Annotated in this window: 23 protein-coding genes; 6 read left to right on the top strand and 17 right to left on the bottom strand. The window is 63.9% G+C overall.

Annotated elements, in window-relative coordinates; translation table 11 throughout:
* Positions 1–7 precede the first annotated feature (7 nt).
* Genes FYK34_RS09900 through FYK34_RS09925 form a run of 6 tightly spaced genes read left to right on the top strand, consistent with a single transcriptional unit; the run spans position 8 to position 6100 of the window.
* Positions 8–574, top strand: coding sequence for a GspH/FimT family pseudopilin (locus FYK34_RS09900; RefSeq protein ID WP_149299897.1), 567 nt, complete (start codon positions 8–10; stop codon positions 572–574).
* Entirely contained in the window at positions 565–1119 is a 555-nt protein-coding gene (gene pilV / locus FYK34_RS09905) for a type IV pilus modification protein PilV (RefSeq protein WP_149296212.1), read from the top strand. Before FYK34_RS09900 ends, pilV begins: the two co-directional genes overlap by 10 nt.
* The gene (locus FYK34_RS09910) at positions 1116–1835 is read left to right on the top strand and encodes a PilW family protein (protein WP_149296213.1); all 720 of its coding nucleotides are present in this window, start codon (positions 1116–1118) and stop codon (positions 1833–1835) included. The genes pilV and FYK34_RS09910 overlap by 4 nt, the downstream gene beginning before the upstream one ends.
* Positions 1832–2365 (top strand): pilus assembly PilX family protein, encoded by a 534-nt coding sequence (locus tag FYK34_RS09915; protein ID WP_149296214.1) that lies wholly within the window; start codon positions 1832–1834, stop codon positions 2363–2365. Before FYK34_RS09910 ends, FYK34_RS09915 begins: the two co-directional genes overlap by 4 nt.
* Positions 2366–2367: 2 nt before the next feature.
* Positions 2368–5637 carry a PilC/PilY family type IV pilus protein gene (locus FYK34_RS09920; RefSeq protein ID WP_149296215.1) on the top strand — a complete coding sequence of 1090 codons (3270 nt, stop codon included), beginning with the start codon at positions 2368–2370 and terminating at the stop codon, positions 5635–5637.
* Between the two features lie 25 nt (positions 5638–5662).
* Positions 5663–6100, top strand: a complete 438-nt coding sequence (locus tag FYK34_RS09925) for a type IV pilin protein (protein ID WP_168209703.1) — start codon at positions 5663–5665, stop codon at positions 6098–6100.
* A gap of 55 nt (positions 6101–6155) precedes the next feature.
* On the opposite strand, the gene FYK34_RS09930 is transcribed toward FYK34_RS09925, so the two are convergent.
* The 17 genes from FYK34_RS09930 to fliJ all read right to left on the bottom strand — a co-directional run bounded on the left by FYK34_RS09930 (position 6156) and on the right by fliJ (position 18984).
* Positions 6156–6416, bottom strand: coding sequence for an acyl-CoA-binding protein (locus tag FYK34_RS09930; RefSeq protein ID WP_149296216.1), 261 nt, complete (start codon positions 6414–6416; stop codon positions 6156–6158).
* A gap of 100 nt (positions 6417–6516) precedes the next feature.
* Positions 6517–7119 carry a hypothetical protein gene (locus FYK34_RS20705; protein ID WP_196782471.1) on the bottom strand — a complete coding sequence of 201 codons (603 nt, stop codon included), beginning with the start codon at positions 7117–7119 and terminating at the stop codon, positions 6517–6519.
* A gap of 57 nt (positions 7120–7176) precedes the next feature.
* Complete coding sequence (locus FYK34_RS09940) at positions 7177–7911, bottom strand: DsbC family protein (protein ID WP_149296217.1); 735 nt, start codon at positions 7909–7911, stop codon at positions 7177–7179.
* A gap of 23 nt (positions 7912–7934) precedes the next feature.
* Positions 7935–9086 carry a UbiH/UbiF family hydroxylase gene (locus FYK34_RS09945; RefSeq protein ID WP_149296218.1) on the bottom strand — a complete coding sequence of 384 codons (1152 nt, stop codon included), beginning with the start codon at positions 9084–9086 and terminating at the stop codon, positions 7935–7937.
* Positions 9087–9089: 3 nt separating this feature from the next.
* Positions 9090–10259, bottom strand: coding sequence for an FAD-dependent oxidoreductase (locus FYK34_RS09950; RefSeq protein ID WP_149296219.1), 1170 nt, complete (start codon positions 10257–10259; stop codon positions 9090–9092).
* Positions 10260–10261: 2 nt separating this feature from the next.
* Positions 10262–11557 carry an aminopeptidase P N-terminal domain-containing protein gene (locus tag FYK34_RS09955; protein WP_149296220.1) on the bottom strand — a complete coding sequence of 432 codons (1296 nt, stop codon included), beginning with the start codon at positions 11555–11557 and terminating at the stop codon, positions 10262–10264.
* A 151-nt stretch (positions 11558–11708) separates the two neighbouring features.
* Positions 11709–12434, bottom strand: coding sequence for a YebC/PmpR family DNA-binding transcriptional regulator (locus tag FYK34_RS09960; RefSeq protein WP_149296221.1), 726 nt, complete (start codon positions 12432–12434; stop codon positions 11709–11711).
* A 99-nt stretch (positions 12435–12533) separates the two neighbouring features.
* Positions 12534–13310: a flagellar biosynthetic protein FliR gene (gene fliR, locus FYK34_RS09965; protein WP_149296222.1), complete on the bottom strand. Its 777-nt coding sequence runs from the start codon at positions 13308–13310 to the stop codon at positions 12534–12536.
* Entirely contained in the window at positions 13310–13579 is a 270-nt protein-coding gene (gene fliQ, locus FYK34_RS09970) for a flagellar biosynthesis protein FliQ (RefSeq protein ID WP_149296223.1), read from the bottom strand. The genes fliR and fliQ overlap by 1 nt, the downstream gene beginning before the upstream one ends.
* A complete protein-coding gene (locus FYK34_RS09975) occupies positions 13576–14070 on the bottom strand; it encodes a GNAT family N-acetyltransferase (RefSeq protein ID WP_231137236.1) in 495 nt (164 codons plus the stop codon). Before FYK34_RS09975 ends, fliQ begins: the two co-directional genes overlap by 4 nt.
* Before the next feature lie 2 nt (positions 14071–14072).
* Entirely contained in the window at positions 14073–14825 is a 753-nt protein-coding gene (gene fliP, locus FYK34_RS09980; protein ID WP_149299901.1) for a flagellar type III secretion system pore protein FliP, read from the bottom strand.
* On the bottom strand, positions 14825–15202 hold the full coding sequence (gene fliO / locus FYK34_RS09985) for a flagellar biosynthetic protein FliO (RefSeq protein ID WP_231137237.1): 378 nt from the start codon (positions 15200–15202) through the stop codon (positions 14825–14827). The genes fliP and fliO overlap by 1 nt, the downstream gene beginning before the upstream one ends.
* A gap of 74 nt (positions 15203–15276) precedes the next feature.
* Entirely contained in the window at positions 15277–15723 is a 447-nt protein-coding gene (gene fliN / locus FYK34_RS09990) for a flagellar motor switch protein FliN (protein WP_149296225.1), read from the bottom strand.
* A complete protein-coding gene (fliM, locus tag FYK34_RS09995; protein WP_149296226.1) occupies positions 15720–16724 on the bottom strand; it encodes a flagellar motor switch protein FliM in 1005 nt (334 codons plus the stop codon). Before fliM ends, fliN begins: the two co-directional genes overlap by 4 nt.
* Before the next feature lie 6 nt (positions 16725–16730).
* On the bottom strand, positions 16731–17255 hold the full coding sequence (locus tag FYK34_RS10000) for a flagellar basal body-associated FliL family protein (protein ID WP_149296227.1): 525 nt from the start codon (positions 17253–17255) through the stop codon (positions 16731–16733).
* Positions 17256–17362: 107 nt separating this feature from the next.
* Entirely contained in the window at positions 17363–18286 is a 924-nt protein-coding gene (locus FYK34_RS10005; protein ID WP_149296228.1) for a flagellar hook-length control protein FliK, read from the bottom strand.
* 245 nt (positions 18287–18531) lie between these two features.
* Positions 18532–18984 (bottom strand): flagellar export protein FliJ, encoded by a 453-nt coding sequence (fliJ, locus tag FYK34_RS10010; RefSeq protein ID WP_149296229.1) that lies wholly within the window; start codon positions 18982–18984, stop codon positions 18532–18534.
* Positions 18985–18993: the final 9 nt, after the last annotated feature.

The following is an 18993-nucleotide window of genomic DNA, read 5'->3' on the forward strand; positions in this document are numbered from 1 at the left end:
GATTCCCATGCATCAACATCATGGTTTCACCCTGTTAGAGTTAATGATGGTCATCGCGATCCTGGCGATCACCGTGGCCTTCGCCGTGCCGGCCTATCAGAACACCATAGCCATGGAAAGCATACAAGCGGAGAGCAGCAACCTTTACACCGACATCCTCTACGCGCGCAGCGAAGCCATCAAGCAGGGCCGCTTCGTGCTGGTCTGCCAGTCCAGCAACGGCGCCGCTTGCGACGCCGCCGGCAGCGGCGCCGACTGGAAAGTCGGCTGGATCGTGACCAGCGGCAACAGCTGCGCCAACGGCACCGGCGGCACGGTGTTGCGCAAGCAGGCGTCCTTCAGCAGCACGGACACCGCCGCCTACACCAATCTCGCCGCCACGCCCGCCGCCGGCACCACGCCGTTCTGCTTCAACCGCATGGGCTACGCCCCCTCCGCCAACACCGGCAAAGTAGTGGTGCGCAGCGTCAGCAATGCCAGCGCCACGCCGTATTGCGTGGTCGTGGAGGCTTACGGCCACCCGGCCATCCTGCGCGGCGGCCAAACCAGCCAGGCGGGCACCGCATGTCCCTGAGCGCCGCCCCCCTCGCCCGCCATGCCGGCTTCAGCATGCTGGAAGTGTTGATCGCGCTGATCGTGATCTCGCTGGGCCTGCTCGGCATCGCCGGCATGCAGGCTGCGGCCATCAACAATACCGGCATCGCCCGCAGCCGCAGCCTCGGCGCCATCGCGGCGGACAGCATGGCAGCCGCCATGCACGCCAACGTCGCATACTGGTCCAATCTGTCCGCCGCCAACAATAATACCTGGACCGTCAACGCCAGCGGCGTCACCAGCGTCAACAACTCCCCTTCGCTGACGCAGACCACGGACTGCTCCACCGCCAATTGCACCACCGCCGCCATGGCCGCTTACGACACCACGCAATGGGGCACCGGCATGCTGGCCACCCTGCCCGGCGGCAGCGGGCAGATCGCCTGCACCGCCGCCACGTCCAATTCGCCCGCCTCATGCACCATCACGGTTTCCTGGCTGGAGAAGCTGTCCAAGGTCAACTCGACCAATATGGCCGCCTCCGCCACCGCCACGGCGCAATACCAGATGGCGGTGGTGCCATGAAGCGATTCAAGCAGACCGGCGGCGGCCTGATCGAGGTCATGGTCGCCATCACCATAGGACTGATGCTGCTGAGCGTGCTGGTGATGATTTTCACCTCGACCAAGCTCACCCAGAGCAACCAGAGCGGCCTGTCCCAGCTGCAGGACAATCAGCGCACCGCGATGACGCTGATCAACACCATTGCCCAGTCGGCCGGCTATTACCCGAATCCGCAAAGCCAGGGCCCCAGCGATGCCCTGCCGGACGCCGCCGCCACGCAAACCATGCCCCAGTTTTCCGCCGGCCAGTCCATCGTCGGCACCGCCGGCGCCAACGGCGCTTCAGACACGCTGACCATCCGCTTCGCCACCGCGCCGAACGACGGCATACTGAACTGCAACGGCACCTCCAACACCGGCACGGCGAATACCGTCTACGTCAATCAATTCACCGTCAACGCCAATAATCAGCTGACCTGCGCCCTGAATGGCGGCACGGCCCAGCCCCTGGTGGACGGCGTGAGCCACATGAGCGTGCTGTATGGGGTGGACGGCAACGGCAGCGGATCCGTCAGCCAGTATTACAGCGCCAGCAGCTTGCCGGCCGGCGCCACCGTGCGCTCACTCAAGATCACGCTGACCATGGTCAATCCGATCGCCAATCAAGTCAGCGTGCAGGGCACGACCAACAACTCGCTCATGGTGTCCTGGTTGATAGGAGTGATGAATCAGCTATGAAGCCGCGTCGACACCTCCATCCGCAGCAGGGCGGCTTCACGCTGATCGCCGCGCTGATGATCCTGATCGTGATCACCATCATCGGCCTGGCCATGATGCGCGGCGTCGGCCTGCAGGGGAGAATGGCCGGCAATATCCGCGAGAAGGGACGCGCCTTCGAGGCAGCCCAGGCCGCGCTGGACTTCTCAGAATGGTGGTTGATACAAGGCACCAATGGCAGCTCGACTCAAGCAGCCTGCACCCGGGCGCAGAGCGCGATGACCCTGTGCAGCAATGCCCTGGCCACGCCGACTGACACCACCGCCTGGGGCAGCAGCTACACCCTGAGCAACACGGACTTGCCGCTGCTGCAAAACCTGGGCTTTGCCCAGCCGCCGCAAACCTATATCCAATACATGGGGCTGAACAGCGCCGCCAACGGCGCGCTGTATCAGATCACCACGCTGGGTTACGGCGGCAACACCAATTCCATAGTCGTGCTGCAGAGCACCTATACGCTGTATTCCGGCGTCAAGAACCTGGGGAAATGACGATGAAACCCATTTCGCGCCTTCCTTTCGCCCCCTGCGCGCTGATCCTGCTGCTCGCCGCGCTGTGGTCGACCGGCGCCCATGCCATCGTGGTGGGCGACAACTTCACCGGCAGCAGTGCCCAGCTCAACTGGCAAGTCTACGGCAGCGCCTGCATGACGGCCGGCAACGGCACCGGCTCCATTCCCGCCTGCTCCAGCATCCGGGATACCAACGGCAACGGCGCGCTGCGCTTGACCACCAACGCCCAAAACCAATCCGGCGCCATCGTCTACAACAATCTGTTTCCGTCCACCAGCGGGCTGCAGGCGACGTTCACCACCTATTCCTATGGCGGCGACTCCGGTGGCTCCGCCCGCGACGGCGCCGACGGCATGAGCTTCTTCCTGCTGACCGCCATCCCCAGCGCGATAGGCGCCTACGGCGGCAGCCTGGGCTACAGCTGCTCCAACGGCAAGAGTACGCCGGACGGCATCGCCAACGGCTTCCTGGGCCTGGGCATGGACGAATACGGCAACTTCCCCAACTACGGCGACAACACCTCCACCGGCCCGGGTGCCATCGCGCAAAATATCTCGATGCGCGGCTCCGGCTCGGTCACCGCCAGCGCGCTGGCCGCCCGGTTTGGCAAAAGCTTTTCCGTCACCGACGTGCAGAACGTCTGCAAGAGTGGGCAATACCAGGTCAGCAGGAATAACTATCAATCGGTCCAGAACTACCCCTTCATCAGCATTCCCGGCGCCAAAAACGGCGTTTACCGCCTGCCCAGCAGCCAGCCCATGGCCAACGAAGCCACCACCTCGCGCAGCAAGGCGGTGCCGATCAGCTACAAGCTCAAGATCACGCCCACCAATCTGCTGAGCCTGTCCTACAGCTACAACAACGGCGCTTACGTCAACGTCATCTCCAATTTCGACATCAATACCACCGGCACCAGCGGCACCCTGCCCACCAATCTGACTTTCGGCTTCGCCGGCTCCACCGGCGCCAGCTACAACGTGCATGAAATCGCCTGCTTCCAGGTGCAGCCCTTCACGCAGTCCGCCAGTTCCAGCGGCCTGAACAGCCAGCCCACCAGCCTGGTGAAAACCGGCACCCAGCAATACGTGGCCAGCTACCACCCGGACAACTGGTGGGGCGAGGTGACCTCCTACGCCCTGGTGGCCAATCAAACCACAGGCAGCGTCACCGTCTCCAGCACCGCCACCTGGGACGCCTCCTGCGTGCTGACAGGCGGAGATTGCGCGGCCACCGGCGCCAAAAGCATGACCGCGCAAAGCAGCCGCTCCATCCTCAGCTGGAACGGCAGCCAGGGCGTGGCCTTCCAGTGGGCCAATCTCTCCAGCGGACAACAAAGCACGCTCAACACCGACGGCAACGGCAACACGGACAGCAACGGCCAGGCCCGGGTTTCCTATATACGCGGCGACCGCAGCAATGAAGTGAATTCCCAAGGCGTAGGCCTGTTTCGCGCGCGCGACAGCGTGCTGGGCGACATCGTCAACAGCAGCCCGATCTGGGTGGGTTCGCCGCAGAACAAGTATCCGGACAGCTGGAGCGACAAGCTTTACCCCAGCGCGACGATGCTGGAAAACGCCAGCGACGGCCAGACCTACAGCACCTACAAGAGCAACAACGCCACGCGCGCCAACATCATCTACAACGGCGGCAACGACGGCATGCTGCACGCCTATCGCAGCGGCGCCTACGACGCCAATGGCAACTACACCACAGCGAATACCCCCAATGACGGGGCGGAAGTGCTCGCCTACGCGCCCGCCGCCACGCTAAGCAATATCCCGCAATTCAGCAACCCGACTTACGCCCACCAGTACTTTGTGGATGCCACGCCGGCCGCGGACGATCTTTACTACAACAAGGCCTGGCATACCTGGCTGATCGGCGGCCTGGGCGCCGGCGGACAGGCGCTCTACATGCTGGACATCAGCAATCCATCCAATTTCTCGGAAGGCAATGCCAGCAGCTTGGTGATCAGCGAAATCAACAGCAATACCATCAGCTGCGTGGGCAACAGCAGCTGCGGCAACGATCTGGGCTATACCTTCGGCACGCCGGTCATCACCCGCTTCCATAATGGCCAATGGGGCGCCATCTTCGGCAATGGCTACAGCAGCTACAATGGCCACGCCGTGCTATTCATCATGCTGGTGGCCAGCGACGGCACGCGCAGTTTCTATGAGCTGGATACCGGCAGCGGCCCCAGCAACGACCCCTCCGGCGGCGGCAACAGCAACGGCATCTACTACGCCACCGCCGCCGATCTGGACGGCGACAACATCACCGACTACATCTACGCAGGCGATCTGTTCGGCAATGTCTGGCGCTTCAACGTCACCGACAGCTCCCCCGCCAACTGGTCCGTTTCCAAATTCGGCAAAAGTTCGGCCGCGCCGCTGTTCACCACGCAATACACCTATTGCAGCAACGCCCAGGTCAGCGCCGGCACCTGCACGCGCAGCCTGCAACCAATCACCACCAAGCTGCTGGTGTCTTCCATTCCCACCGGCAATACGTCGCCGCGGGTGACCATCAGCTTTGGCACCGGCCAGAAAATCCCCTTCACGTCCTACTCCGCGGATGGCTACGCCTCCGGCACGCAAAGCCTGTACGGGGTATGGGATTGGGACCTGTCCGGCTGGAACACGCTGTCGGGGAAAAGCGCCTATTACAGCGGATCCACCCCCAGCGGCAGCCAGCTGCGGCCCAGCAATCTGACCACGCAAACCGTCACCGGCTCTTATAACTCCACCCAAAGCGGCGTGCAGGGCTACCGCTCGCTGTCCAGCAACACCATATGCTGGCAGGGCAACAGTGCCTGCAGCCCCAGCACCGCCAACACCAGCTATGGCTGGAAGCTGGATCTGCCCGGCAGCGGCGAACAGGTGGTCTACAACCCGGTCAATCTGTTCGGAACCTTCAACGTCAACACCACCATTCCGCCCAACAACAATCCCTCATCGTGCACGGTCGGCTCCGCCACCGGCTTCTCGATGTCGCCGGACCTGCGCACCGGCGGCGCCACCCACACCTCGTTCTACGCCAACGACTCCGGCAACTTCACCGGCATCAACGGCAACGTCATCAACGGCGTGGCCGTAAGCATGGCCGGCAGCGCCAATGTGGTGAGCTACCAGAACAACTATTACACCATCGGTAGCAGCATCACCGGCGGCCCGGTGGTCAACCCGCCCAAGATCAATCCGGCCGCATTCGACCTGCACGCCCGGCTGAACTGGATTGAACTGCGCTGAACCCCGCATGAAGGAAAATCATCAGATGCCGTCCCCAAGCGCCCAACAAGGCTTTTCCCTGATCGAACTGGTCATCGCCATGGTGGTGTTCGCCATCATCGTCGCCATCGCCATCCCGTCCTACAACAGCTTCATCCTGCAATCCAACCGCAGCGCGGCCAAAACCGCGCTGCAAGACCTGGCCACGCGCCAGGAAAGCTATTACACCCTGAACAATACCTACGCCAGCCAGCTGTCCACGCTGGGCTATGCCAGCGGCACCGTCTACGTGCCGGGCGGCGGCAACAATCTGTACGCGCTGGCCATTGCCAGCGCCACCGCCACCACCTTTTCGCTGACCGCCACCCCACAGGGCAATCAGGCCAAGGACACCACCTGCCAGACCTACCAGCTGGACAATCTTGGCAACCAAACCAACGTCATCGGCAGCGGCACAGCGCAGGTCGTCAGCGGCTGCTGGTAGACACTCAATAGAAAACGGCGTCCATGGGACGCCGTTTTGACGGGTGCGCGCGGGCTTAGTCGGCCAGCAGCTTCTTCACCACGTCCACGTATTCCTGCATGGCTTCGTCGGCGGACTTGCCCTTCAGCTTTTCCCAAGCGTCGAACTTGGCGCGGTTGATGAAGTCCATCATGCCCGGGCGCTCGCCGCTGGCGTCGCCATCGGTCGCCTGCTTGTACAGCGCGTACAGTTGCAGCAGGGTCTGGTTGTCCGGACGCTCGGACAAGGTTTTCACATCGGCCTGGGCCTGGGTGAACAGGGTCTGCAGATCAGACATGTCATTTCCTTTGTCGATGATAGCGGAGCGGTTGTCCGCCCCTATGGTGTTAGCCCCCCGGCATGCGCCGGGACGGGGGACAATGTAGCACGAAGCGCGCTCAATGCGACAGTGCCGGCGCGGGCGCCGTTTCCAGCTGCGGCTCTATGCGTATGCGCTTATAGCTCTTGACCGCCCGCCCCTCCTTGACGCCCGGCTGGTACCAGGCCGCGCGGAAGGCCGGAGCGATGGCGCTGGCCAGCGCCTTGGACGGAGAGCCTTCGAAGCGCACCGCATCCACCTGACCGGTTTCACTGATGAAGACCAGCAACGTCAGTGGCTGCGGCGGGCCACTCCACACCACGTCCGGCAGCACAATGCTGCTGCGCTCCTGCGCCAGGCGGTCCAGCTCGCTCGCCGGATAATAGATGTCTGCCCCCAGCCGCAGCTGTCCGCCATCGGCGGCCGGCGCGGCAGCCTGCGGCGCCGATGCCGCCTCCGCGGCGGGCAGGGCCGCGGCAGCCGGCGGGGCGACAAGCGCCGCGGCCGGCCTAGCGGGAGACGGCGCGGCCAGCACCCTGACCGTCAACGCCGCCGTCGCGCCGCCATTCAGGCCGCCCGGCCGCAAGGGCAGCCACAGCAGCGCGCCATGCGCCAGCACGGACAGCCACAGGGCCAGCAACACGCGCTCCGCCACGCTCCAGGGCCGCAGCCTCACTCTCACGCCGCTCCTTCCAGACATGCAAACGGAGCCGGCAAGGCCGGCCCCGTCGGCGTGGTTTTACTTGGCGCTCAGCAGCTGCTCGATATCGCTGCCGTCGATCGCCCCCGGCACCAGGCGGCCGTTCGGGAAGATCAGCGCCGGCGTGCCAGTGACGCCCAGCTTCTCGCCCAACGCCTGCACCTTGTCCAGCACGGCAGTGTCGCAGTTGTCCGGACCGGTCAGCGGCTTGCCGTCGCGCATGAAGGCCGTCCAGGTGGCGGCCTTGTCGGTCGCGCACCAGATCTGCTTGGACTTGCGCATCGCATCCGGGTGCAGCTGGGACAGCGGATACAGGAAGGTGTAGATGGTGACGTTGTCGATATCCTTCAGGCTCTCGCGCTCCAGCTTCTTGCAGAACGGGCAATCCGGGTCAGAGAACACCACCATCTTGCGTTCGCCCTTGCCGCGCACGTCCTTGAAGGCATATTCCAGCGGCAGCGCCTTGAAATCCACCTTGGACAGTTCCGCCATTTTCTTCTCGGTCAGGCTTTCCTTGTTCTTGGTGTCGATCAGATCGCCCACGAACAGATAGCTGGCATCGCTGTTGGTGTACACCACCTGCTTGCCCTCCACCACCACTTCGTAAATGCCTTTGACCGGCGTGGCGCTGACGCTCTTGACCGGCTTGCTGGGAAAATGGCTGAGGAAAGCCTTTTTCACGTCATCCAGATTGCCGCCCGCGGCCTGGGAGCAGGCGGCCAGCGTCATCAACAGGGTGCTGGCCAAGGCCAGCGACTTCATCTTGGTTTTCATCAACGCATTATCCTTGTGGGAATTCAGTATCCTATCGCCTGCCGCGCCAGTTGGCGCTTCAGCGGCGTCAGGCAGTTGGTCAGGGTCAGGCCGGTGTTGCGCAGCCAGGGCAGCCCGGGCAGCTTGGCCTGGAACAACCGGTACAGGCTGTCGCAGCCCAGCTGCATGGCGGCGACCGCTTCGCGGCGTTGTCGCTGATGGCGGCGCAACAACATCCAGTCCCCGCAGTCCGGGGCGTCTTGCAGCAGCGCCGACAACTGCGCCGCGTCCTGGAAGCCCAGGTTCACGCCCTGCCCGGCCAGCGGATGCACGGTATGCGCGGCATCGCCCACCAGCGCCACGCGCTCGGCCACCACGGCCTGCGGCCGTATCAGCCGCAAGGGGAAGGCCGCGGCCGGCGTCAGCGTCTCGAAGGCGCCCAACAGACCGCCGCCGGCTTGCGCCACCCGCTCAGCCAACGCTTCCGGCGGCAAGGCCAGCAGCGCGGCGGAATCAGAGGTGGACCACACCATGGAGATTCGGTTCCCCGCCATGGGCAGCCAGGCCAGGATGTCGTCGCCGAAAAACCATTGCCGCGCCACGCCATCATGCGGTTTTTCACAGGCAAAATTGGCCACCACGCCGCTCTGGCCATAGGGTTTGATCTCTGCCTCCAGCCCGCACTGGGCGCGCACCCATGAGTTGGCGCCATCGGCGCCAACCAGCAATTCCGCGCGCAGCGCACGGCCATCCTCCAGGGTCAGCCGGGCCTCCCGCGCGGTGGTTTCGAGCGACGCCACCGCCACGCCGGTCAGCAACGCGACATCGCTGTCCCGCAGCTGTCGCCACAGCGAGGCCAACAGCCAACGATTCTCAACTATCCAGGCCAGCGCCTCGCCGCCGGCGTCGGCCGCGGAGAACTCGATGCGGCCGCCGACGTCGCCGCGCACATCCATCGCGGCGATGGTGCCGATACGCTCCATGCCGGGCCAGGCGCCCAGGCTTTCCAAAAAAAGCCGGTTGGCCGGGCTCACCGCGTAAATGCGCGCGTCCCAGCCCTGCACCCGTTCTTGCTCGGCAGGCGCGTGCCGCTCCAGCAGCGCCACGCGCTTGCCTTGACGCGCCAACGCCAGCGCCAGGCTGGCGCCAACCAATCCGCCGCCGACGACGATGACTTGATATGAGTCGTAACGCATCGCTTATCCTTGCACGCCGAATACCAGATGGCCGGCAAACTTGCGCCGCAACGCCGGCAGCGCATCCAGCACGGTCATGCCCGCGCCGCGCAACGCGTTCTGCACCGGGTGATGGCCGTCGAATAATTTGATCAGGCCGTGGGTGAAGCCCACCACCGCATGGCTGTCCCGCTTGCGCGCGGCGGCATAACGCCGCAAGGCGCGCGCGTCGCCGGGGTCGGCCGCGCCCTCCAGGGCCTGGCTAAGCCCCACCGCGTCGCGCAGCCCCAGGTTCAAGCCCTGAGCCGCCACCGGGTGCATGGTCTGGGCCGCGTTGCCGATCAGCGCCACGCGGCCGCTGACCAGCAGATTGGCCTGGCGCAGGGCCAGGGGGAAGCTGGCGCGCGGACCGATGGACCGAATGCGGCCCTGGCGCTCGCCGAAGGCTTGCTGCAGCTGTGCGCGCAATGCGTTTTCATCCGCCGCGACCAGCCGCTCGGCATCCGCCTGGCTGCGCGTCCAAACCAGCATATAGCGCTCGCCGTGCGGCAACAGCGCGAACGGGCCGTCATGAGCGAAGCGTTCGTAAGCCACGCCCTGGGGCGGCAGCTCGGTCTCCACTTCGGCCAGCACCGCGCATTGACGGTAGTCATGCACCAGGCGGCGAATGCCCGGCAGCGTTTCCGCCAAGCCGCCGCCCTCGGCCAAGACCAGCAGGCGCGCGGTCAGCAGGCGCTTGCCCTCCGGCGCGTCCACTTCGGCGCAGGCATACTGGCTCAGGCTCTTGACGGAACAGACGCGCGTCTGCCACCACACTTGCACCCCAGCCTGCTCCAGGGCCGCGCCCAGGCCCGTCACCAGCGCCGGGTAGTCCACCACCGCGCCCAGGTGGGGCAAGTTCAAGTCGGACGTGTCCAGGCGGGTACGGCCGCAGCTGCCCTGCTGCGACACATGCACGGTATCGATGACCGTGGCCGGCAAATCCTCCGGCCAGGCGCCCGCGTCGGCCAATAGCTCGCGGCTGTGCCAGGACAAGGCCAGCGCGCGCGCATCGCGCACTTCGGCATCGCGCGCGCGCGCCTCGATCAGCAGCACGCGCCGCCCTTGCCGCGCCAGCCGCAGCGCCGCCAGCGCGCCGACCGGACCGCCGCCGACGATCAGCACGTCGGCGTGTTCGCTGTTCATCGCATTCATATTCATTCTCCGCGCATCAGCGCTTCGATCTCGTCTATCGTCTTGGGCGCCGCAGCGGTGTACACCTCGTTGCCGTCGGCCGTGACCAGCACATCGTCCTCGATGCGCACGCCGATACCATGGAAAGCCGCCGGCACATTGTCCGCCGGCCGGATATACAAGCCGGGTTCGATCGTGGTGCACATGCCAGGCTGGTAGCTGCGCCATTGGCCATGCTGCTTGCGCTGGCCCACATCGTGCACGTCCAGGCCTATCATGTGGCCGACGCCGTGCATGTAGAACTGGCGGTAGGCGCCGGATTCGATCACGCCATCCACGCTGCCCTGCAGCAGGCCCAGGTCCAGCATCCCCTGCGCCAGCACTTGCAGCGCGGCATCGGCCGGCGCGGTCCAAAGCGCGCCCGGCTGGACCGCGGCGATGCCAGCCAGTTCGGCGGCCAGCACGATCTCGTAGACATCGCGCTGCGGGCCGCTGAAACGGCCGTTGGCGGGAAAGGTGCGCGTGATGTCGCCGGCGTAGCCGCGCAGCTCGCAGCCGGCGTCTATCAGCACCAGGTCGCCATCGCGGATCCGCGCGTCGTTGGCCACGTAGTGCAGCGTGCAGGCATTGGCGCCGGCGGCGACGATGGATTCATAAGCCTGATGGCGCGCGCCTCGACCGACGAAGACGCGCAGCAGCTCCGCCTCCAGCTGGTATTCATGCATGCCCGGCCGCGCCGCGCGCATGGCCGCGACATGGCCGGCGGCGGAAATCTCGCCGGCCTGGCGCAGCAGCGCGATCTCGGACTCGTCCTTGATCATGCGCATTTCGTCCAACAAGGCGCGCAGGTCGCCGTAATGGGCCGGCGGCCGCGCGCCGGCGCGCGCCTTGGCACGCACGGCGCCCAGCCAGCCGTTGACGCGGCGGTCGAAGGCCTCGTCATGACCCAGCGGCCACCACAGCTGGCTGCAGTCGGTCAGCAGCGCCGGGATCCGCTCCGCCATCTCGGACAGCGGAAAGGCCGCGTCAAAGCCGAAGACCTCGCGCGCGCCGTCTGGACCATGGCGGAAGCCATCCCAGATCTCCATGTCCGGATTCCGCTCGCGGCAGAACAGGATGGACTGGCCGCTGCGGCCATCCAGCAGCAGCACGGCCTCCGGCTCGGCAAAGCCGGTCAGGTAGAGGAAATGGCTGTCGGGGCGGAAGGGATAGTGGCAATCGGCGTTGCGCACCGCTTCCGGCGCGGTGGGCAACAGGGCGACGCCATCGCCGATCTGGCTCATCAGGCGGCTGCGGCGGGCGGCATGCGGCTGGTACATGGTATGACGGATTCCTGCGCGAAAGGCTGTACGGATCGAAGCGACAGTTTACACCGGCGGCGCCCCCGTCCCAAGCCCGCCGCGGGGCAGCGCAGGACAAGGACATGAAAAAACCCGGCCAGGCCGGGTTTTGCAAACGGGGGCGACGCGCTTATTCGCCGATCACGACGGAGGTGTACACCTCCTGCACGTCATCCAGATCTTCCAGCGCGTCCAGCAGCTTCTGCATGCGGGCGGCGTCGTCGCCAGTCAGCTCGGTTTCGTTTTCGGCGCGCATGGTGACTTCGCCCATCTCGGACTTGAAGCCCTTGGCTTCCAGCGCGTCCTTGATGTCGGAGAACTCATACGGTCCGGTGATGACTTCGATCGAGCCGTCGTCATTCGTCACCACGTCTTCGGCGCCGGCTTCCAGCGCCGCTTCCATCAGCGCATCCTCGTCCACGCCCGGCGCGAACACCAGATAGCCGCAGTGCTTGAACTGGAAGGCCACGCAGCCGTCGGTGCCCATATTGCCGCCGTACTTGGAGAAGGCATGGCGCACGTCGGCCACGGTGCGGGTCTTGTTGTCCGTCAGGCAGTCCACCATCACCGCCGCGCCGCCGATGCCGTAGCCTTCGTAACGGCATTCCACATAATCGACGCCATCCAGCTGGCCGGTGCCGCGCTTGATCGCGTTTTCGATATTGTCCTTGGGCATGGACTCGGCCTTGGCCTTATCCACCGCCAGGCGCAGGCGCGGGTTCATATTGACGTCGCCGCCGCCCATCTTGGCCGCGACGGTGATTTCCTTGATCAGGCGGGTGAAGATCTTGCCACGTTTGGCATCCTGGCGACCCTTGCGGTGCTGGATGTTAGCCCATTTACTGTGACCTGCCATATTTGCCTCTGTCTGTTGGTTTGGTTCTCAGGCGAACCCAAGCGTCAATCAAAATTCGCGCCATTTTAACAGAAGCGTCGGCCGTCTACGAGATGCCGGCTACTTGGCCTGCAGCATCTTCAGCATCATCTCGAAGCCGGCGCGGTACATCAGTTCGATCACCGGAATCATCAAGGGCAGCGTCAGATACAAGGTGCCGAAGCCGATCATGATGGTAAGCGGAAAGCCGAAGGTCAGGATGTTGAATTGCGGAGCGGCGCGCGTCATCACGCCGATGGCCAGGTTGGTGATCAAGAGCGCGCCTATCACCGGCATGGTCAGCCGTATGCCCCATTCGACGAAATGGCCGCTCCACAGTACCAGCGCCTTGATGCCCACGGCCGGCATGGCCATGCCTATCGGCAGCACGTGGAAACTCTCCACCAGCGTGCGCAGCACCACGTGATGACCGTCAAAAGCCAGGAACAGGAAGAAGGTGAACAGCGACAGCATCTGCGACAGCACCGGCACCTGGGCCGCGTGCATGGGGTCGAAAAACATGGCAAAGCCCAGGCCGGTCTGCGCGCCGATGATGAAACCGGCCAACTCCACCGCGCTGATGACGATGCGCATGACAAAGCCCATGGCCAGGCCGATCAGCAATTGCTGAAACAGGATGGCGATGCCCTCGGCCGATACCAGCGGCACCGCCGGCAGCAGCGGCAGCAAAGGCGCCAGCATCACGGTCAGCACCAGCGCGAAGGAAGCCTTGAAGCGGCGCGGCAGCCCGCGGTAGGCAAAGATGGGTTCGGTCAGAAACAGGCCGATGATGCGCGCGAAGGGCCAGGCGAACATGCCGACCCAGGCATTGATCTGAACATCGCTCAGCGTCAGCATCAGCCAATCACATTCGGTATGCTCTGGAACAAGCGGGTGATGTATTCCATCAGGGTGTTCAGCATCCACGGCCCGGCCAACACCAGCACCAGGAACATCGCCAGCAGCTTGGGAATGAAGGTCAGCGTCATCTCGTTGATCTGCGTCGCCGCCTGCAGGATGCTGACCAGCAGGCCGACCAGCAAGGAGGTCAGCAAAACCGGCGCCGATACGATGATCAGGATGTACAAAGCGTTTTGCATGATGCTGATGACCAGCTCCGGACTCATGCTCCCTCCTCTCGCCAGCCGCCCTTGGCCAGCAGCCAGTTGTCTATCGCCACGCCGCCGCGCACGACGCGATTGGCGCGCAGCACCGTGTAGCCCGCCTGCTCGAAAACCGGCCGCGCCGCATGGCTGGCCCAGGCATGCAAGGCCGTCACGCCCGCCTCTTCTGCCTGATTGTCCAATGTTCTGACCATGCGCCCGCCGAGTCCCTGCCTGCCAGCCCAGGGCGCGACGAACAGCATGTCGAACTCGCCGTCCGGCTTCAACCAGGCAAAGCCCGCCAAACGGCTGTCATCGGCCACCGCCTTGCAAGCCCAGGCGCCGTCCAGCCGCGCGCGCCAGGCCTGTTCGATACCGGCATCCCAGGCGCGCGCCGGCGCCCAGGCCTCGCATTGCTCGCGCGTGTACGCACCGCCGGCCAAGGCCTGCACGCTGTCGCGAAACAAGGCGAAGCACGCCGGCCAGTCGGCCGTCGACAAGGGTTCCAGCCGCATGCTCATCCCGTGTAGAAGCTCTGCACCAGCGAGCCCATCAGCAGGGTCCAGCCGTCCACCAGCACGAACAACATCATCTTGAACGGCAAGGAAATGGTGACCGGCGACACCATCATCATGCCCATCGCCATCAAAATGCTGGCGACGACCAAGTCGATGATCATGAACGGTATGAAGATCATGAAGCCGATCTGGAAGGCCGTTTTCAACTCGCTGATGGCGAAGGCCGGCACCAGCGTTTTCATCGACACGTCTTCCTTGCTTTGCGGCTTGGGCGATTGCGAAATCTCGATGAAGAACGCCAAGTCCTTCTCGCGCGTCTGCCGCAGCATGAAGGCCTTCATCGGCTTGCTGCCCTCGTCCAGCGCCTGGCTGAAGCTGATCTTGTCATCGGAGAACGGCACCCAGGCCTTGGAATAGACCTGATCGAAGGTCGGGCCCATCACGAACAAGGTCAGAAACAGCGCCAGACCCACGATCACCTGGTTGGGTGGAGACTGGGCCGTGCCCAATGCCTGACGCAGCAGCGACAGCACGATGATGATGCGGGTAAATGCCGTCATCATCAGCATCATGGCCGGGATGAAGGTCAGCGCCGTCATGAACAGCAGCATCTGCAGGCTGAGCGAATAGTTCTGCCCGCCGCCCGCCGCCGGCGTGCTGGTCATCATCGGCAGCCCCGCCGCCGCGTCCGCCAGCAGCGGCAACAACAACGCCCCGCCGGAGAGCAGGGCGATCACCATCTTTTTCTTCATCATTTATCCCGCCGCGCTTGACCGGAACGGCTTTTGTCCAAAGCGGCCTTCAGCCAGCGCGCAAACGGCTCGGCCGCCTCAGCCGCCTGAGCCTCAGCGCCTTCGGGCTTGGCCATTTTATTCAGCAGATTGACCTGATGGGGCGTCACGCCCAGCACTAGCCACTCGCCTTCCATCTCCACGATGACGACGCGCTCTTTCTGGCCAACCATGGTGCCGCCCACCACGCGCACCCGCCCCGCATTGCCAAGCACGCCGCCGGACAGGCGTTTGAACAGCCAGGCGACGCCAATGATGGCGCCCAGCACGACGGCCAGCCCCAGGATGACTTGCAGCAGGCTGGCCAAAGGAGACGGCGCCGCTTGAACCGGCGCCACGGCAGCCGTTACCGTGGCCGAAAACGCAAATCCCGCAGCCGCGCACATGATGCGCGTTGAATGTCGCATGGCCATCACTTTTGCAGGCGGCGGATGCGCTCAGCCGGCGTGATGATGTCGGTCAGGCGGATGCCGAACTTGTCGTTGACCACCACCACCTCGCCCTGGGCGATCAGGCAGCCGTTGACCAGCACGTCCATGGGTTCGCCCGCCATGCCGTCCAGCTCCACCACGGAGCCCTGCGCCAATTGCAGCAGGTTGCGGATGGCGATCTTGGTGCGCCCCAGTTCCACCGTGAGTTGAACCGGGATGTCCAGAATCATGTCCAGATTCTGCGGCGCGCCGCTGCCGGCCACACCCGCGCCGATTTCCTGGAACAGCCCCTGCGCCGGCACCGCCTCAGCCGACTCTTGGGCAGGCCCGTCGGCAACCTCCTGCTCCGCCATCGCGGCGGCCCAATCGTCCATCGAAATTTCCTGCTCGGCGCCCGCCGCGCCGGCTTGCAGATCTTCTTCGCTCATTCTTCCCTGTCTCCCGGCGACTCCATGAACTCATGAGCCCCCGCCAAAATCTTTTCCACCTTCAGGGCGTAGCGCCCCTGCACCGTGCCGTAGCTGGCCTCGAACACCGGGATGCCCGAAACATCGGCCTCCACCCGCTCCGGAATTTCCACCATCACCACATCGCCCGACTTCAGATTCAGGATCTGGCCCAGCGTGACCTTGGTCTGCGCCAGCGTCGCCACCAGCTCCACCTCGGCCGCCTGCACCTGATGGGTCATCAGATTGACCCAGCGGTTGTCCACCTCGGTGCGGTCGGCCTGCATGGTACTGGACAGCAAGTCGCGGATCGGCTCCACCATGGAGTAAGGCAGGCAAATATGGAAATCGCCGCCGCCCGCGCCCAGCTCGATATGAAAGGTCACCGCCACCACCACTTCCGTCGGCGTGGCGATGTTGGCGAACTGGGTATTCATTTCCGAGCGCAGGTAGACGAACTCGATCGGATATACCGGCTCCCAGGCCTTCTGGCATTCGCTGAACACCACTTCCAGCAAACGATGGATGATGCGCTGCTCCGTCGGCGTGAAATCGCGCCCCTCCACCCGAACGTGGTAACGCCCGTCGCTGCCGAACAGATTATCCACGATCAGGAACACCAGGTCCGGATCAAAAATCAGAAGACCGGTGCCGCGCAAGGGCTTGACGTGAACCAGGTTCAGGTTGGTCGGCACCACCAGGTTGCGGATGAACTCGCTGTACTTTTGCACCCGCACCGGTCCGACCGAGATTTCGGCATTGCGACGCAGAAAATTGAACAGGCCGATGCGCAGATTGCGGGCGAAACGCTCGTTGATGATTTCCAGCGTCGGCATGCGGCCGCGGACAATGCGCTCCTGCCGGCCGATGTCGTAACTTCGGACCCCCTGCGCATCCTGCGCACCGTCGTCATCTTCGTCCTCTCCGGAGACGCCTCTAAGTAGCGCGTCTACCTCTTCCTGGGACAGGATATCGTCGCCCATGGCGCCCTACTGCTTCTGGATGATGAAGGATGTAAAGAGAATGCTGTCGACGACAGGATTATCGCCTGCGTCCATCGCTTCGTTGATGATCTGCTTGACCTGGGCCTTCAGCTTCACTTTGCCGTCCGGCGTGCTCAACTCGGACGCGCTCTTGGACGACAACAGCAGAATCACCGCGCTGCGGATCTTGGGCGCGTATTCGGTGAATTTTTTCTTGGCTTCCTCGTCGCTGAGCTCCGCCTGCATGTCGATTTGCAGCAGGCTGCCGTCGTTGCCGGCAAGATTGACCACAAAGGTGTCCATCTTTTCAAAAATCGGCGGGCCGTCGTGCTTTTTCTTTGCGCTTTCCTTGGTTTGCTCGCTCTGCGCCGAGCCGGGCGCCTTGTTCACGTTGGTGAACATATAGGCGGCCAAGCCCCCTACGGCCGCCAAAACCAGAATCAGTAACACGATGACGATCAACATCAGCTTGTTGCCGCCGCCTCCCGCCTTTTTTTCCGCCTTGTCCGCCGCTTTTTTATCATCAGACATACTTTATGACCTGTTCTTTATGGAGTGCCTAGTGAAATCTTAAACGATTTCCCCTCCATATTTTCCAGTTTTCTCATCAGAATGAACAGAGTCGAAAGTCAAATGAGTCAGGCAAAGATGCTGAGTATGCCGCGCGCCGCCTTGATCGAGGCCAGGGCGTCCACGCCATCCACCTCGGCTACGCCTTGATTCTGCTGGCCTCTCTTCTGTTGGTAGGCCTGTTGCTGACGGCCGGAATTGCCGCTGGACACCTGGGAATCGGTAAGCTGGATGCCGCTGGACGACAGCATGGAGCTGAGCTTATGCATATTGTTTTCCAGCGCCTCGCGCGTGGCCGGCACGGCTGCCGTGAACAAAACCTGGGCCTGGTCGGTGCCGTTCATCTTCAGCGTCACCTCGATGGGGCCCATTTGCGGGGGGTTCAGCTGAATCTGAGCCTTGTCCATTTTCAAGTTGACCATGCTCAGCATCTGCTCGCCCAGCGCCTTGCCCCAATTGGGATCGTTCAGGGTCTGCGGCAAAGTGAGCTGCGGCACCGCAACCGCTTGCGCCTGCTGGCTCTGCGAGGGCTGCTGCAGTTGCTGCAGCGGCAAGAATTGCGGCGCAGAGGCATCCTGGTCCGGCAATTTTTGCTGGTTGGCCTGCCAATTGAAACCCTGCTTGCCCACTTGCAGCAGCAGCGCGGGATCCACTTTGGCGTTCCCCTGCTGCGCCAGCAGGTCCTGCGTCGGCGCCTTGACATCGGCAGACGGAGCCTGTTGCGGCTGCAGCGCGGCCAGCAGCGGCAGCGCCAATGCCGCCTGGGCCGGGTCGGCGTCGTCGCCGTGCTTGCTGGCAGGCTTGTCGTCAGCGTCCTTGCCATCGCCGCCATCGCCCAGCCCTTGCAGCATGCCGCCCATGGCGCTCATCTGCACGCCCAGCAGGCTGGCGAACAGATCGCCGCCGCCCTCGCTTGCAGCCGAGCTGGCCGCGCCAGCTTGGCCGGCATTGCCGCCGGCACTGGCCGGAGGGGTATTGATTATGATGGTCATGATGCGCCTCGACGAGGGTGGGACGCAGTTGGAAAAGCAAGGAATGTGCCAGCTCCTTAGCGCCGCTGACAAAACTCCGTCAGAGAACCTGAGCCAAGGCGGGCCGGACTAGGTTAGCGGCGCTTGCCACGCGCTCACGCGGTTCCCGGCTTTGCCCCCGCTTCGCGGATGGCGATTTTTCTTTCCGGGGCTGCCCGGCGCGCGGAGAGGAGAAATTGGTTTGGCCAAAGATCGCGAACGCGTTCTCAGGCATCTTCGCCGTGGGTGCGGTCCCAGAACTGGCGGGTAGCAAACTCGTCGCTGCGTTTTTGCTCGCGCTTGGCTTCTTGCAGCGCCTCCCGTTCGCGCTCGCGCTGCAATAGCTTCTCGTAAGCCTTGAGCTTCTTGTACTCCAGCTGCCAGGCCTGCCGCTCCAGCACGAAACGCTGCGTGCAGCGATCCACGTCCTGCTTCTGCTGCACCATGGCCTCATCCAGCCGCAGCAGGAAACGGCAGAAGTCCTGATATTGAATGACCGACATGCCCTGACTGCCGCCCGCCATCAGACGCTGGCGATATTCCTCGCGGAAGTTGTCCAACTGTTCCAGCCGCATCCTGGCCTGATTGAGGGCATTCTGCGCCAGGCTCATTCGCTCCGCCGCCGCCTGCTGCTTCTCGTCAGCCAGCTTGATCAGCAACTGATACTTGCTCTCCGCCATGGCTCAGCC

Origin of the sequence: Chromobacterium paludis (genome assembly GCF_008275125.1) — a bacterium.
GTDB lineage: Bacteria > Pseudomonadota > Gammaproteobacteria > Burkholderiales > Chromobacteriaceae > Chromobacterium > Chromobacterium paludis.